Genomic DNA, 15,295 nt, shown 5'->3' with positions numbered 1-15,295 from the left:
TAACCATCCGCTGCTGCGGCGCTTCCATGCTCCCCCAATGGTGTCACGTGCCGAACGGGTACTTCTGGCCTCGAACATTCAGGAACACGGCATAGACCGATGTTGTCGCCGTGATGAACAGCCGATTGTTGCGCGGCCCACCAAAGGCCAGGTTCGCAACCATCTCCGGCACCTGAATTTTCCCGATGAGTTCACCTTCGGGCGTATGGCATTGTACGCCATCCCATGCGCTGATCCAGAGATTGCCCGCGATATCAACGCGAAAGCCATCCGGAATGCCAGGTGATATGTCGGCGAAGACGCGAGAATTTACCAATCTGTCGCCGTCGACGTCAAACTGCCTGACGTGATGCGGAGCGCTGCGATCGGTGAGAAAGCCGGAGTCCGAAATATAAAGGTGCTTCTCGTCAGGCGAGAAGGCGAGCCCGTTCGGCATTGAGAAATCATCGGCAACGACTGTGATCATCCCCGACTGCGGGTCGATCCTATAGACGTGGCAGCCAGCCTGCTCCTGCAGGCCCTTGCGCCCGACATAGTCTGAAATGATCCCGTAATTAGGATCGGTGAACCAGATGCTGCCGTCGGATTTCACGACTACGTCGTTCGGCGAGTTCAAAGGCTTGCCATCGAAAGAGGCGGCCAGCACGGTGATCGAGCCGTCCCATTCGGTGCGCACGACGCGACGCTCCCCTTGCATGCAGGTGACCAGCCTTCCGTTGCGATCGCGCGTGTTGCCGTTCGGGTTGGAGACATGGCTTCGGAACAGCGAAACCGCCCCCGTGTCCTCGTCCCAGCGCAGCATGCGGTCGTTGGGAATATCACTCCAGATCAGAGAGCGAAGGTCGGCAAAATAAACCGGTCCCTCCGCCCAACGATTTCCCGTATGGATGGTTTCGAGGAATGCGACAGGGTCGATCAGATCCCCGAACCGCGCATCGATCGTCTCGTAGCAGGACATCGGCCGCCCCTCGCCTATGGCAGCCGGATCGCGACGGTCTTGGTCTCGGTGTAAAGCTGGAGCGCCTGTTCGCCAAGTTCTCGCCCCCAGCCCGATTGCTTGAACCCACCGAACGGCATGGTGACGTCGTTGAAGTTATGGCAGTTCACCCAGACCGTGCCGGATTTGATCTTCGCGGCCAACCGATGCGCGGTGCCCAGATTGTTGGTCCAGATCGATGCGGCAAGGCCATATTCTGTATCGTTGGCGTCCTTGGCGAGGTTGTCCAGATCCTCGTCGTCGAACGGCATAGCGCAGGCCACTGGCCCGAATATCTCTTCGCGGATCACCGACATTTCCGGCCGCGTGCGGGAAATGACCGTCGGCTTGACGAAATAGCCGACGTCGCCGGCACGCGCGCCACCGGTGACGATCTCGGCGCCGTCGCTCCTGCCTTCGGAGATCAGCCTGGTGATGCGTTCCATCTGCTGCTGTGAGACGACGGGGCCAAGCTCGGTTGAGGGATCAAGCCCGGCGCCGAGCTTCAGCTTCTCGGCGCGCGCCGCGATCCCGGACATGACCTTGTCGTAGATCTTCTTGTGAACGAAGAAACGCGTTCCCGCGCCGCAGCTCTGCCCGGCATTGAAGAATGCCGCGCTCGAGGCTCCCGCCACAGCCATGTCGATATCGGCGTCGCCCAGCACGATGGTCGGCGCCTTGCCGCCAAGCTCGAGGCTGACCTTCTTGAGATTGCCGGTCGCGGCGCGGGCGATCAGCCGGCCGACTTCGGTCGAACCGGTGAAAGCCACCTTGTCGATATCGGGATGGGCCGCCATCGCCGCACCCACGGTTTCGCCAAAGCCGGTCAGGATGTTGACCACGCCTTCCGGAAAGCCGGCGTCCTGGACCAGCTGGCCGAAATAGAGCGCGCCGAGGGGTGTCTGCTCGGCTGGCTTGAGCACGATCGTGCAGCCGGCCGCCAGGGCCGGTGCCACCTTCCAGGCCAACATGCTGAGCGGGAAGTTCCACGGAATGATCTGGCCGACGACGCCGACCGGCTCGCGGCGGGTGTAGGCGTGCCAATCACCCGGCGCGTTGATGGTCATCGTCTCGCCGTTGATCTTGGTGGCCCATCCCGCATAGTAGCGGAACGTCTCGGCCGTGAACGGCACCTCGCCATTGCGGGAATCGCCGATCGGCTTGCCGCTCTCATAGGAATTGAGCGTTGCCAGCATATCGACATTGGCATCGATCAGATCGGCGAGTTTCCAGATCAACTTCGCGCGCTCGGCTGGCACCATTTTCGACCAGGGACCGTCGATCGCCGTCCGCGCGGCCTTGACCGCCAGATCGACATCGGCGCTGTCGCCAGCCGGCACGGCAGCAATGATCCGGCCGTTCGAAGGATCGTCCACGTCCAACGTCTTTCCCGAGGCCGCCGGGAGCCACGCGTTGCCGATCAGCATCGCATGCTTGCCGCCGACGAACGCCGCCACCTTGGGATCGAGTGGCGGCACGGCATCGAAACGTATGGTCATGGGTTCCTCCCGAAGCATCTGGTCGGTCAGCGCTGGACGAACGGTGCGGGAATGGAATTCCCGGCATCGATCCAGATGCTTTTTTCCTGAAGATATTCGTAGATGGCGGTCTGGCCGTTCTCGCGGCCGATGCCCGACTGCTTGTAGCCGCCGAAAGGCGAGAGATAGCTGGTGGCGCGGTACATGTTGACCCAGACGCTGCCGGCCTCGAGCCGCTCGGGCAGGCGGATCGCCCGACCGAGGTCCTGAGTCCACATTCCGGCCGCAAGCCCGTAGATGGTGTCGTTGGCGATGGCCACCGCCTCGTCCTCATCCTCGAAGGGAATGACCGATAGCACCGGTCCGAAGACCTCTTCCTGGGCGATGCGCATGGACTGCTTCACGTTACCGAAGATCGTCGGCTCGACGAACCAGCCGTCGGCGATCGATGTGTCCTCGGGTATCTTGCCGCCGAGCAATTGCGCGGCGCCCTCACCGTTGGCGATGCCGATGTAATCGAGCACTTTCGCGCGCTGCGGCAAGGTGGTGATCGGACCGACCTGGGTCTCGGGATCGAGCGGATCACCGATCTTCGCGGTCCTGGCGAAGGCGACCAGTGTTTCCGTCACCTGGTCGTAGACGGAACGCTGCACAAGCGCGCGCGAACCGGCGATGCAGGTCTGCCCCGTCGCGGCGAAAATGCCGGAAACGAGGCCGGGAATGGCGGCCTCCATCTTGGCGTCGGCAAAGACGATGTTGGCGGATTTGCCGCCGAGTTCGAGCGTGACCTTCTTGAGCCCGCCAGCGGCAGCCTGGTAGACGCGGCGGCCGGTCGCGTCGCCGCCGGTGAAGGCCACTTTGGCGACATCGGGATGGGTGACGAGGCGGTCGCCGATTTCGTGACCGAAGCCGGTGACGATGTTGACGACGCCCTTGGGAAAGCCGGCTTTCTCGAAAAGCCGGCCGAAGAACAATGCCGACACCGAGGAGAATTCCGACGGCTTCCAGACGATCGTGTTGCCGGCGGCGAGCGCTGGGGCAAGCTTCCACGTCGCCAGCATCAAGGGAGAGTTCCACGGCGTGATCGCGGCTACAACCCCGAGGGGTTCGCGGCGCGTGTAGTTGAACACGCCCGGCTTGTCGATCGGGATGACCCGTCCCTCGATCTTGTCTGCGAGACCGCCAAAGAAGCGGAACCATTGCGGAATGTATTTGCACTGCATCCGCATTTCATTGATCAGCTTGCCGTTGTCGCGGGTTTCGAGAACGGCCAGGTTTTCGGCCTCCTCCGCCACGAGCTCTGCAAAGCGCGTCATGATCTGCCCACGCGCGCTTGGGTTCATCGTCCGCCACTCGCCGCGGAAGGCGGCCGCGGCTGCCTGAACGGCCGCATCCACATCGGCGACGCCGGCGCGCGGAACCAGCGCCCAAGCTTTGCCGGTGAAAGGATCGAAGGACTCGAAAAAATCCCCTGACTGCGCGGCGGCCGAGCGGCCGCCGATCAGCATGGAGAGTTTTTCCGTGGCGAGCGGCGGACGGGTTGTCATGCTCCGACTTCCTGCATCGCTTCGCGTGCCACCCGGAAGGAATCGACGCCTGCGGGCACGCCGGCATAGATCACGACCTGTAGAAGGACTTCGCGGATCTCGTCCTTGGTCACGCCGTTGGTCAGCGCGCCCTTCACATGCATCTTCAGCTCATGCGGACGATTGAGCGCGGAAAGCATGGCGAGGTTCAGCATGCTGCGAGTCTTCTTGTCGAGCGTGTCGCGGCCCCAGACGGCACCCCAGCAATATTCCGTCACGAGTTCCTGCAGCGGGCGATTGAAATCGTCGGCGCTGGCGAAGGATTTCTCGACGAATTCGGCGCCCAGAACCGATTTGCGGATTTCAAAACCCTTGTCGAATACGTCTTTGCCCATTGGATTGTCCTTTCCGGTTGATTGGGAGATCAAAGGCCGGGAGTCGGCCGATATTTGCGGCCGCGCGCGATGACGTGGCCGAGCGAGCCGTTGGTCAGGTAGATCTGCGTCGCCTTCGAATCGTAGGGGACGTTCTCCTGGCCGGGATAGCCGATCAGTTCGCGCACGCGCGGGCTCATATAGTAGGTGGCGATGGCAATGGTGCTGATCGCCGAGAAGGCTTCGCCATCCTCCTTGTTGAGGCTTTCCAGGCGAGCCTCGGCGCCGTTGGCCGGATCGACCGAGATGCCGCGCGCAAAGCCCGGCTTCAGATCAATACGAAAATCCAGCGACTTCTCGACATCGGCGTAACCGCAGACGTCGCTGAACTTCGGCATCTCGCCATGCGCGGGGATGAGGAAGTCGGCGAGCGCGAAGAAAGTGTTCTGGTTCGACATGTCAGGCCACCTTCTGGTTGCGGCGCTCGGCGATCATGCGGCGCGTGTTGCGCAGCGCGACCGCCATGATGGTCGCCGTCGGGTTGGTGGCGCCCGAGGTCGGGAAGGTCGACGCATCCATGACGTAGAGGTTCGGCACGTCGTGGCAGGCGCCCCATTGATCGACGACCGAGCGCTTCGGATCGTCGCCCATGACGGTGGTGCCGATGAGATGCCAGCCGGATTCACGCACCGGCGTCGAAACCAGCGTCTCGATGGCGCCGGCGGCGCGCACCGATTCCAGGCAGCGGTCGATGTTGAACTTCAGCAGCCGGTTGGAGTTCTCGTTGACCTTGTAGACAATCTGCGGCGCCGGCAGGCCATCGGAATCCACCAGATCCTTCGACAGCACCACCTGGTTGCTCTCCTCCGGAAGATCTTCGCCGACGATGCCCCAGATCAGCGAGTGGCCGAAGCGGCGCGCCACATTTTCATGCAGGTTGGCACCCCAGAAATCCTGAAACCGGCCGCTTTCGGCGACATAGACCTTGGACCCGGTCGCGCCGGATACGCCGACCGGTCCGCCCGACGGCATGCAGTTCCATTTCGAGCCGCGTACAAAGCCGCGGCTTTCGTCGGTCTCGTAGAATTCCAGCGAATAGACCTGCTGGCCGAAAGGACCGCGCCAGGAATCCAGCGGATCCTGGTAGGAGGCGAGTACGCTTGCAAAAGGATGCATCATCAGCCGCTTGCCGACCATGCCCGACGAGTTGGCAAGGCCGTCCTGGTTCCCGGCTCCACCCGACATCAGCAGCAGCCGGGGTGTACCGACGCCGTTGGCGCACAGGATCACCACCTTGGCGCGCTGGCGCCGATCGCGACCGTTCGCATCGACATAGACGACACCGGTCGCCAGCCCCTGGTCGTTGGTCTCGATCTCCTTGACACGGGCACGGGTGACCAGCCGCGCGCCGGCCTTCAGGGCCAGCGGCCAATGCGACCGGTCGGTCGTCGATTTCGCGCCCTCCGGACAGCCGGTAAGACAGGTTCCGCGGCGCACGCAGGGATTGAGTTCGCCGAACTTCTCCGACGGGATGGCGTTGCTGCCGGGCCACCAGTGCCAGCCCATCTTCTCCATGCCCAGCGCACCGCGCTGGCCGACGGAGCCCATGGGGAGCGCCGGAAAGGGATAGGCGCCGCGCGGCGGGTAGGCCGGATCGCCGGCAAGGCCGGAAACGCCCACTTCGCGCTCGATCTCGAGCTGGTAGGGCAACAGGTCTTCGTAGGTGAACGGCCAGTCCTCGGCCACGCCATCCATCGAGCGGACGCGGAAGTCGGACGGCAGAAAATGCATCCACTGCGCGCCGTAGAGCGTCGCGCTGCCACCGACGCCGGCAAACATCAGCGGGTTGATGTCCGTCGTCGAGGTGTCGACGGGATAGTCGTTCGGGTTGTCGCGCACGTTGGGATTGGGATGCCAGAGCTTGGTGCTGACAAGCTCGTGCTCGGGACGGGCACCGGTATAGTCGGCATAGTCCGGCCATTCGCCCTGCTCGAGCACGACGACGGAAATGCCGGCACGCGCCAGATGAAGTGCGGCGACCGAGCCGGATGGACCAGCGCCGACAATCACGACATCGACTTCCTCGTCGCGCCTTGCCCGTGCACTGCGATCCGCCAGAACTTCAACGGTCATTTTCTTCCTCCCTTGCGGTCCAATGGCAACATCGTGTCAGACGAGGCGCGTCCGGTAAAACGCCGCCGCGCCGATGATGATGATGCCCTTGATGATGAGCTGCATCTCGATCGGAAATCCGAGCAACAGCACGAGATTGTTGATCACCATCAGCACGGCCACGCCAAGCAGCGCCGCAAAGATGTTGCCGCGCCCCCCGGTCAGCGCGACACCGCCCATGACGGCGGCGACGATGGAGTCCAGTTCGTAGCCCTGGCCGACCCAGTTCGAAACGGTGCCGACATAGCCGAGCAGGAACAGCCCGCCTATTCCCGCGCAGACCGAGCAGATCACGTAGCACAGGATGATCACGCGATCGGGCGCGACGCCGTTGAGGAACGCGGCCTTGGGATTGGTTCCGACCATGAATATTTCGCGGCCGAGGCGCGAGCGATGCAGCACGATGCCGAAAGCAATCGCCAGCACCGCCAGCGTCATCAGGTTGACGGGAACGCCAAGAATGCGGCCGGAGGCCAGAAAGCCCATGCCAGGCGGCAAAGTGCTGATCGGCGCACCGCCGGTGTAGGCGAAGCGAATACCCTGCAGGATGATCATCATCGCCAGCGTCGCCAGGAACGGACTGACGTTGCGCCTGGCCACCAGCCAACCGTTCAGCAGGCCGACAATGGCCGAGAAGACGATCGCCGCCAGGAAGATCAGCGGAATGGCGTCGTTGGTGGTGGCCTTGAAGGCTGTGGCGAGCACGGCGACCGTGGCCATCAGCGACGCCACGGACAGGTCCAGCCCGCGCACCAGGATCACGAATGTCTGGCCGATCACGACCATGCCGAGCGGTGCGGCGATGGTCAGCACATTGACCAGGTTGGCCGGCCGCAGGAAGGTCGGCGACGCCGCCGCGGCGACCGCCATCAGCACCGCCAGGAAGATCAAGAGCCCGTAGCGTTCGAGGATGGTCGCGAGCGACAGGCCTCGTGAGCGTGGCATCGGAGTGTCGAGAGGCGCCATCGTTATCTCCGCCTCGAAGTGTGGATGCCGACCGCGATGATGATGATGAGACCCTGGATGACCCACTGGTAGTAAGACGAGACGTTCACGAAATTCAGCAGGTTGTTGAGCATGGTGACCAGCAGCACGCCGAGGAACGTGCCAAGCACGCCACCCCTGCCGCCGGCCAATATGGTGCCGCCGACAACGACAGGCGTCACCGATTGAAGTGTCAGCGCAGCACCGATGCGCGGATCGCCGACACCGGTGCGGGCGGTGAGGAAAATCGCCGCGATGCCGGCGCACAGGCCTGACAGCGCGTAGGCAAGCACGACGATGCGGTCGACGGGCAGGCCGTTCAGCCTTGCCGCTTCCCGATCACCGCCGACGAAATAGATGCTGCGGCCCGAACGCGTCCGCTGCAGCCAAAGACCAGCCAGGGCGAAAATGGCGACGAGTATGATGGCACTGACCGGAATGCCCGCGACCTTGGCATAGGCAACGTCGGCGAAAGCACGCGGTACGGAGCCTCCCGGTTCCTTGCGATACATCAGCGTTGCGCCGAAAATGACAGAGGACATGCCGAGCGTCACGATCAGCGAATGGACGCGCAGCACGACCGTCAGCAGCCCGTTGAGCGCGCCGACGGCGGTGGCAGCGACCAATGCCAGCGGCAGTGCAAGCCAGACCAGATCAGGGCGCCATTCAAGGAAGTTCGCCAGGAAGACCGTCAGAGCACTCACCAGCGAGCCGATCGCCAGATCGATGCCGCCCATCAGCACGACGAAGGTTTGGCCAAGGCTGACCATGCCCAACACGATAAGCTGCTGGAACAGATTGCCGATGTTGCGCCAGGTGAGGAAGCGGTCGGACAGGAAACCCCCGGCAACAGCAAGCACGACCAGCAGCACCGCGACGATCAGGTACGACATCGTCAACCGGTTGCGGCGAATATCCATGGCGATGGCGCTCATGCGATCTCCTCCGCTGTCGCCTTGTGACGCTCGATCGATCTTACCGCGAGATCCATGATTACCTCCTCGCCGAGAGCGTCGCCTTCGACTTCGCCCACGACGCGACCCTGGGCCATCACGAAGACCCTGTCGGACAGACCAACGATTTCGGGCAGTTCGGAACTGATCATCAGGACGCCGACGCCCGAATCCGCCAGACGCCGGACGATGCGGTAGATCTCGACCTTGGCGCCGATATCGACGCCGCGCGTCGGCTCGTCGAGGATGAGCAGCCGATTGGCGATCCTGGACCAGCGACTGAACAGCACCTTCTGCTGGTTGCCGCCGGACAGATTGCCGACCTTCACATCGGGCGAAGGTGTTGCGACCGAAAAATCGTGGATCTGGCGCTCGGCCAGCGCACGCTCTCGCGAGCGCTCGATCAGGCCATATCTCGTGATGCCTTGGAGGTCCGGCGCCATAATGTTGGCGGAAATCGGAAGGCCGAGAAAGAGGCCCTCGTCCTTGCGGTTCTCGGTCAGAAAACCGAGGCCGCCAGCGATGGCATCCTTCGGCACTCTCCCTGGGAACGGCTTGCCGTCGAACTCGATCACCCCGCCTTCGACGGCGCGCGCGCCGAAAATGGCCTCCGCGACTTCCGTGCGCCCCGAGCCGACCATGCCGGCCACGCCGACGATCTCTCCGGCCTTCACGCTCAGGCTGACGTCGCGCACGCGCGGACCGGCCCGCAGGTTGCGAACGCTGAGGATGTCCGGCCCGTCCGCCGGCGCCGCGCGCCGCGCCGGATAGATCTGGCTGAGGCGGCGGCCAACCATCTTGGTGATCATCTCTTCGCGGCTGATCTCTCCCACCGGACTCGTGCCGACGACCTGACCGTCCTTCAGGATTGTCACCCGGTCGGCGATCTCGAAAATCTCCTCGAGCCGATGCGAGACATAGACGATGCCGACGCCCTCGTTGCGCAGCCTGCGCATGTTCTCGAACAGAAGGTCGACCTCATGGCCAGCAATGACAGCGGTCGGTTCGTCAAGAATGAGCAGCCTGACCTTGCCGACCAGAGCTTTTGCAATTTCGACCATCTGCTGGTCGGCAAGCGGCAGTTCGTCGATCCTGGCGTGCGTGGGAATGCTGACCCCGAGCTGGGCGAGGATTTCGGCGGCGCGGGCGTGGCGGGCGCGATTGGAGATGAGCCCGAACCGGCCGCGAGGCTGTGCGTCGACCAGAATGTTCTCGGCCACCGACAGTTCGGGAAAAAGCGCAAGTTCCTGATGAATGACATGGATGCCGGCGGCTCGCGCTGCCTTTGGCGATTGCCAGGAGACCCGCTTGCCGAGATAGGTGATGGCGCCGGAATTCGGCTTCACGGCCCCGCCCATGACGCGGATAAGGGTCGACTTGCCCGCGCCATTCTCGCCGAGAAGGGCGTGAATCTCGCCTGGCTGCACGGCGAAATCAACCTTGTCCAGGGGTTTTACGCCGGGATACTCCTTCTCGATCTGGCTGAGTTCGATAACAGAAATGGACATTATCCGACGCTCAAAACAATCAAATCACACCCGGGTGCGCGTCCGTGGACGCACACCCGGTTGAGCTGGGAGGCTCACTTCGGATAGTCGGGATTGAACGTGCTAGGGTTGTACCCAGCCGGCAGTCCGTTGCTTGGCGACAGGTCGCCCGGGTCACTCATGCTGACATGGTCGAGCAGATGCCGGTCGCCCTTGACGGACACCGTATCGGCGCCTGGCGACGTCACCACCTGGAAGCTGACCTCGACCTTGTCGGGAACCGAAATGCCCTTGAGCACGTCGAGCGCCGTTTCGATGCCGGTGATGCCCATCGACGTCGGATAGTCGATGCCGACCATCTTGATGTTGTGCTGGTTGGCCAGCTGATACATCCGCGCAACGTCACCGCCGGTAATCGGCGGAAATTCGCCGTCCTTGTAGCCGGCGTCGAGGAACGCCTCGATCGCGCCATAGCCCTGCAGCGCGCTGTCGGACAGCACGCCGTCGATAGCCTTGCCGTGCTTCTGGATCAGCGCAGCCATCACCGATTTGCCCGTGGCCGGATTCCAGTCGCAATACTGCTTTTCCAGCACCTTGATGCCGGGGAACTTCGAGAACACTTCCTCGTTCGCCTTGATGCGGATTTCCGCGACGCTTGATCCGGCGATGCCCGGCAGCATGACGATGTTGCCCTTGCCGCCCAGCGTCTCGCACAGCCACTGCGCCTCGAGACGGCCCAGTGCCCAATCGGATGCGGTGACGTAGGTGATGTAGTTTGCCGGCGTCTTCACCTTGCGATCGACCATGACCACGGGAATGCCCTGTTCCGTGGCGCGGCCGACGACGGAATCGAGCGCGTCCTCGGTAGAGGCCGCAATGAGGAGAATATCGACGCCCTGGCTGATCAGATCCTGGATGTCCGCGATCTGCTTGGAGGGATCGTCGTTGGCGTCGGTGACCAGCAGATGGGCAATCTCGTCGCGATGCTGGCCGGCCGACCAGAGGACGCCATGCTGGAAGGCGACGCGCCAGGCATTGGAAATCGACGCATTGGAAAAGCCGATCGTATAAGGACCCGCCTTCTTCCACTTCGACGTGTCGACCATGCTGTTGGCATTAGGGTTCCACATCCAGGTGCGTGGCGCACCATAGTAGCCGGGCTTGGTTTCGGCTTCGGCCGCGGCGGCCGGGGTGGCCTGTGCAAGCTGGAGCCCCGGCACGGCGGCGATCGCCGCAGCGGCGGCCGGCATACCCCTGATGAAGCTTTTGCGTGATATCTTGTGGTCTAGGATGCTCTTTATTGACATTGGTTCCTCCTCCTGAACGCTCGACAGAGCGTTTGAAATTCTCCTCAGAAATCCTCGCACTCGAGAAAGTATAAACAAAGAATATATGTTTATATCTCGGGCAAACCGCACGACTATCTTCCTGATACCCTCCAATTCAGGAAAATTCGATTGAGAGCGATTTGACGCAAATTAGCAGTCGATTACCCACGATCGTCAATCTGCCGTCTTGTAATAGCTGCTATTACCTTTTTCGCCATTGGGGGCAGCGAAGAATACGACTTATCTAGCAGCCGGTGCCGGGCGCTTGAGGTGCGTTCCGTCGGAGGAGAGGCCGTGAATATTCTTGTTGTCTTGCGCATGATTCCGGATTCCGCAGGCGAGCTGCAGCTCGCCGAGGACGGGCGCAGCATCGATCGGGAATGGCTGGATTTCCAGCTCAACGATTTCGACGATCATGCCCTCGAGGAAGCAATCCTGCTCAAGGAAGCCGGCGGCGCGAAGGTGACGGCGGTCGCCGTTGGCGAAGGTGCCAACCGTGTCCTGCAGATGGCTGCCGCGCGCGGCGCCGACGAAGTCGTGGCGCTTCAATCCGAGGAGGACGCCATGATCTCCTCACGCGAGATCGCGGCGTCCATCGCTGCGATGGCGCGGGCGAAGTCGGCCGACCTTGTGCTGTGCGGCGTTCAATCCACCGAGGATGTCTTCGGCCAGCTCGCGCCTTATGTCGGTGCGTTGCTCGACTGGCCGCACGTTTCAGGAACCGCCCGCATCGTTGCGAACGGCACCGTGCTTCGCGTCACGCAGGAGCGCGGCGCGGGTGTCGCCGTCACCTATGAGTTGGCCACGCCGGCGGTGCTGGGCGTGCAGACGGCGTCGAAGGCGCCGCGCTATGTCTCCGGCAGCAAACTTCGCGAGGCGTCCAAGACGCCCATCGGCCGCGCCACTCCAGAATCGTCAGGCTTCGAGCGTTCCGCCGAGATCACCACATTGCGTCTGCCCGTCCAGGGCGGCGCTGGCGAGAACCTGGGCGGMAATGCCGAGACTGTAGCGGATCGTCTGGTCACCATCCTGGCAGCCAAAGGCCTGGCAAGGAACTAAGTCATGAAATTGATTGCCTGTACGGAAGGCCACTCCAGCAAGATCGAAGCCTTCTCGCTCGAAATGATCGCCGCGGCGCGGTCGGCCGCCAGGGCTGGCGATGAGGTCGTCGCCTTTTTCGCCGGCCGGGATGCGCAAGCAGCGTCTGCTTCGTTCGGCGCAGCCGACCGGTTGATCGCGGCCTGCGTGGCAACATCGGATCTTATTCCGGCCGAGACCTATGCACGACTTCTGCGCGACGTCGTCGCCGCCGAGAGCCCAAGCCTCGTGCTGGTGCCCTATTCGGCGAACGGCCTGGATGTGGCCGCCGACATCGCGGCAAGAACCGGCTGGCCGCTCATCTCCTACGTCAATGAAATCAAGCGGGACGGCGAAAGCCTGACGGTCGTCGCGCAGATGTATGGCGGCAAGATCCTCGCTGAATGCGCGGTGCGGCTGCCGGCGATCCTGATGATCAATCCGGGCGCCTTTGCGGAGGCAGCAGCTGGTCCGATCGAGACCGCGAGGGTGCGCACGATCGATGCCGAACCCGTGCTCACCGGCGGCAAGGTGAAGATGGTGGCCATCGACGTGCCCGACTATGCCGACGTCGATCTGACGACAGCCGAGAGGATCGTGTGCGTGGGCAGAGGCATTGGCGACGAGGCAAGCATCGACCTTGCGCGCGATCTGGCGACGATGCTGGGGGCGGAGATCGCCGGCAGCCGTCCGGTCGTCGACAATGGCTGGCTGCCAAAGCTGCGCCAGGTCGGCAAATCCGGCCAGAAGGTCAAGCCGAAGCTTTATCTGGCGCTCGGCGTGTCCGGTGCGCCCGAACATCTCGAAGGCATGTCGCAGGCCGACCTCATCATTGCCGTCAACACYGATCCGAAGGCGCCCATTTTCAATGTCGCGCATTATGGCGCCACCTGTGACCTGTTCGATCTCGTCGCCAATCTGAGCGACAGGCTGCGGGCCGGCTCTGGCCGCTGAGATGGCATCGACCCTGCCACTCTGGGTTTTGGTCATAGCAGCACTGGTCCTGACGGGCTGGCGCGCGCGACACTACGCCTTTGCTCTTGCCAAGGCGCCGGCCGCGGCCCGCTTCGACCAGCCGATGCGGCGTCTCGAAGGCGTCATGGTCGCGATCGGGCTGCATCGGAAAATGCTTCGCAAGCCGCTTTCCGGCGTGCTGCACGCAATCATCTTCATCTCGTTCTTCGTGCTGTTCACAGCCACCATCGATGCCTTCGGCTCGCGGCTGTTCCCGGGGTTTTCGCTTGCCCCCATTGGCGGCGAGACCTGGATCGCCTGGTTGCAAGATATCTTTTCGGTGCTGATGCTGGTTGGCGTCGGACTTGCGCTCTATCAGCGCTATGTGCTGAGGCCTGCCCGCTTCGACGGCTCGAGCGGCAGTGATGCGGCAATCATCTATGTGCTGATCGTTCTGATCGTGGCGTCCTTGCTGCTTGAGGCGGCGGCGCGCATAGTCGGTGGCGCCGACGGCTCGTGGCGGCCGGTCGCGTCGGCGCTGGCAGGACTGCTCGATCGTACCGGCATGTCGGCACATGCGGGCGAAGAGCTGTTCTACTGGGTTCACGTCGGCGCCATTCTGGCATTCCTTGTCTATATCCCCGGTTCGAAGCACCGGCACATGTTCCTTGCCGCGCCCAACATCTACTTCCGCAGCCTCGAACCGCGCGGCCTGGCGCCAGCGGTCCCGCAGGCCCGTGAAACTCCAGGCATCGACAGCCTGGCGCAGTTCGACTGGAAACAGCAGCTCGACCTTCTGTCCTGCACCGAATGCGGCCGTTGCCAGGCGGTCTGCCCAGCCTATGCTGCCGGTCTGCCGCTCAGCCCGAAGTTGCTGATCACCGACATGCGCGATGCGCTTGCCGCGGGACCATCGGCGGCCCCGCTGGTCGGCGGCGTGATTTCCGAGGAGACGCTGTGGGCCTGCACCACCTGCCGTGCCTGCATGGAAGCATGCCCGGTCGAGATCGAGCATCTGCCCAAGATCATCGACATGCGCCGTCATCTGGTCGACGAAGGCCGTGTCAGCCCCGGCCTGCAGGAGGCGCTATCGAACCTGACCCGTCTCGGCAATTCCATGGGCAAGCCTTCCAAGATGCGGGCGCGTTGGACCAGGGAGCTCGGCTTTCCGGTCAAGGACGCGCGCGAGGAACCCGTCGACGTTCTGTGGTTCGTCGGAGACTACGCCTCCTACGATCCGCGCGTTCAGGAGATCACCCGCAAGGTTGCCGAACTGCTGACCGCAGCCGGTGTCGACTTCGGCATTCTCTTCGATGCCGAGCGCAACAGCGGCAACGACGTGCGGCGCGCCGGCGAAGAAGGTCTGTTCGAGACGCTCGCTCAGTCCAACATCGATGAGATCAATGCGTGTCGCTTCAACCGGATCATGACCACCGATCCGCATAGCCTGAATGCGCTGAAGAACGACTATCGGCATTTCGGCGCGGCGTTCGAGGTGCTGCACTATACGGCGCTGCTGGCGGAACTCATCGCGGCGGGAAAACTCGACCTGCATGTCGCCGACGGCGCCAGGGTCACCTATCACGATCCCTGTTATCTTGGGCGCTACAATGGCGGCTTCGATGCGCCGCGCGCGCTGATCCGCGCCGCCGGCTACACGCTTCATGACATGCCGCGCTGTCGCGAGAATTCCTTCTGCTGCGGCGCCGGCGGCGGCCGCATCTGGCAAGGCGACGACGGCGTGACCGAGCGGCCGAGCGAGAGCCGCATCCGTGAAGCACTGAGCCTGGGCGACGTCGCCTATTTCGTCGTCGCCTGCCCGAAGGACAAGGTGATGTACACCGCCGCGATCGATGCGCTCGGCGTGGCCGACAGATTGAAGGTCGTGGACATAGCGGAGCTTCTCGTGCCGCGAACAGGCCAAGCGCTCGAAATGCCCACAGTGGAAACGACCTGACGGAATACGATCCAAGAGATCGAGACCAA

13 protein-coding genes are annotated in these 15,295 nt (G+C 63.0%); 3 read left to right on the top strand and 10 right to left on the bottom strand.

Annotated features, from left to right (window positions below; genetic code table 11):
* Window positions 1–43: 43 nt before the first annotated feature.
* The 10 genes from AC1DX0_RS03215 to AC1DX0_RS03170 form a co-directional block, all read right to left on the bottom strand.
* Window positions 44–958, bottom strand: a complete 915-nt coding sequence (locus AC1DX0_RS03215) for an SMP-30/gluconolactonase/LRE family protein (RefSeq protein WP_477222425.1) — start codon at window positions 956–958, stop codon at window positions 44–46.
* A gap of 14 nt (window positions 959–972) precedes the next feature.
* Complete coding sequence (locus AC1DX0_RS03210; RefSeq protein ID WP_477222426.1) at window positions 973–2,475, bottom strand: aldehyde dehydrogenase family protein; 1,503 nt, start codon at window positions 2,473–2,475, stop codon at window positions 973–975.
* Window positions 2,476–2,501: 26 nt separating this feature from the next.
* Entirely contained in the window at window positions 2,502–4,001 is a 1,500-nt protein-coding gene (locus AC1DX0_RS03205) for an aldehyde dehydrogenase (protein ID WP_477222427.1), read from the bottom strand.
* On the bottom strand, window positions 3,998–4,375 hold the full coding sequence (locus AC1DX0_RS03200) for a carboxymuconolactone decarboxylase family protein (protein WP_109661499.1): 378 nt from the start codon (window positions 4,373–4,375) through the stop codon (window positions 3,998–4,000). The genes AC1DX0_RS03205 and AC1DX0_RS03200 overlap by 4 nt, the downstream gene beginning before the upstream one ends.
* A 29-nt stretch (window positions 4,376–4,404) precedes the next feature.
* Window positions 4,405–4,812 (bottom strand): hypothetical protein, encoded by a 408-nt coding sequence (locus AC1DX0_RS03195; protein WP_477222428.1) that lies wholly within the window; start codon window positions 4,810–4,812, stop codon window positions 4,405–4,407.
* A 1-nt stretch (window position 4,813) separates the two neighbouring features.
* Entirely contained in the window at window positions 4,814–6,487 is a 1,674-nt protein-coding gene (locus AC1DX0_RS03190) for a GMC family oxidoreductase (protein ID WP_477222429.1), read from the bottom strand.
* 36 nt (window positions 6,488–6,523) lie between these two features.
* Window positions 6,524–7,492 carry an ABC transporter permease gene (locus AC1DX0_RS03185; RefSeq protein WP_477222430.1) on the bottom strand — a complete coding sequence of 323 codons (969 nt, stop codon included), beginning with the start codon at window positions 7,490–7,492 and terminating at the stop codon, window positions 6,524–6,526.
* Window positions 7,493–7,494: 2 nt separating this feature from the next.
* Window positions 7,495–8,445 (bottom strand): ABC transporter permease, encoded by a 951-nt coding sequence (locus AC1DX0_RS03180; protein WP_477222431.1) that lies wholly within the window; start codon window positions 8,443–8,445, stop codon window positions 7,495–7,497.
* Window positions 8,442–9,971 carry a sugar ABC transporter ATP-binding protein gene (locus AC1DX0_RS03175; protein ID WP_477222432.1) on the bottom strand — a complete coding sequence of 510 codons (1,530 nt, stop codon included), beginning with the start codon at window positions 9,969–9,971 and terminating at the stop codon, window positions 8,442–8,444. Before AC1DX0_RS03175 ends, AC1DX0_RS03180 begins: the two co-directional genes overlap by 4 nt.
* Window positions 9,972–10,045: 74 nt before the next feature.
* Window positions 10,046–11,257, bottom strand: coding sequence for a substrate-binding domain-containing protein (locus AC1DX0_RS03170; protein ID WP_477222433.1), 1,212 nt, complete (start codon window positions 11,255–11,257; stop codon window positions 10,046–10,048).
* A gap of 315 nt (window positions 11,258–11,572) precedes the next feature.
* Here AC1DX0_RS03170 and AC1DX0_RS03165 point away from each other — a divergent pair, with 315 nt between their 5' ends.
* The 3 genes from AC1DX0_RS03165 to AC1DX0_RS03155 are packed head-to-tail and all read left to right on the top strand — an operon-like array spanning window position 11,573 to window position 15,266.
* Entirely contained in the window at window positions 11,573–12,337 is a 765-nt protein-coding gene (locus AC1DX0_RS03165) for an electron transfer flavoprotein subunit beta/FixA family protein (protein WP_477222434.1), read from the top strand.
* A gap of 3 nt (window positions 12,338–12,340) precedes the next feature.
* Window positions 12,341–13,309, top strand: coding sequence for an electron transfer flavoprotein subunit alpha/FixB family protein (locus AC1DX0_RS03160; protein WP_477222435.1), 969 nt, complete (start codon window positions 12,341–12,343; stop codon window positions 13,307–13,309).
* Between the two features lies 1 nt (window position 13,310).
* Window positions 13,311–15,266 carry a (Fe-S)-binding protein gene (locus AC1DX0_RS03155; RefSeq protein ID WP_477222436.1) on the top strand — a complete coding sequence of 652 codons (1,956 nt, stop codon included), beginning with the start codon at window positions 13,311–13,313 and terminating at the stop codon, window positions 15,264–15,266.
* Window positions 15,267–15,295: the final 29 nt, after the last annotated feature.

Source organism: Mesorhizobium sp. P3_A9, assembly GCF_056402975.1.
This window is presented reverse-complemented; position numbering and strand designations above follow the sequence as displayed.

What these genes read in the sequence shown, in the direction of transcription:
- AC1DX0_RS03200 (WP_109661499.1), bottom strand. Translation starts at nt 4,375, where the DNA reads ATGGGCAAAGACGTATTCGACAAGGGTTTTGAAATCCGCAAATCGGTT.
- AC1DX0_RS03170 (WP_477222433.1), bottom strand. Translation starts at nt 11,257, where the DNA reads ATGTCAATAAAGAGCATCCTAGACCACAAGATATCACGCAAAAGCTTC.
- AC1DX0_RS03175 (WP_477222432.1), bottom strand. Translation starts at nt 9,971, where the DNA reads ATGTCCATTTCTGTTATCGAACTCAGCCAGATCGAGAAGGAGTATCCC.
- AC1DX0_RS03180 (WP_477222431.1), bottom strand. Translation starts at nt 8,445, where the DNA reads ATGAGCGCCATCGCCATGGATATTCGCCGCAACCGGTTGACGATGTCG.
- AC1DX0_RS03155 (WP_477222436.1), top strand. Translation starts at nt 13,311, where the DNA reads ATGGCATCGACCCTGCCACTCTGGGTTTTGGTCATAGCAGCACTGGTC.
- AC1DX0_RS03185 (WP_477222430.1), bottom strand. Translation starts at nt 7,492, where the DNA reads ATGGCGCCTCTCGACACTCCGATGCCACGCTCACGAGGCCTGTCGCTC.
- AC1DX0_RS03195 (WP_477222428.1), bottom strand. Translation starts at nt 4,812, where the DNA reads ATGTCGAACCAGAACACTTTCTTCGCGCTCGCCGACTTCCTCATCCCC.
- AC1DX0_RS03210 (WP_477222426.1), bottom strand. Translation starts at nt 2,475, where the DNA reads ATGACCATACGTTTCGATGCCGTGCCGCCACTCGATCCCAAGGTGGCG.
- AC1DX0_RS03190 (WP_477222429.1), bottom strand. Translation starts at nt 6,487, where the DNA reads ATGACCGTTGAAGTTCTGGCGGATCGCAGTGCACGGGCAAGGCGCGAC.
- AC1DX0_RS03205 (WP_477222427.1), bottom strand. Translation starts at nt 4,001, where the DNA reads ATGACAACCCGTCCGCCGCTCGCCACGGAAAAACTCTCCATGCTGATC.
- AC1DX0_RS03215 (WP_477222425.1), bottom strand. Translation starts at nt 958, where the DNA reads ATGTCCTGCTACGAGACGATCGATGCGCGGTTCGGGGATCTGATCGAC.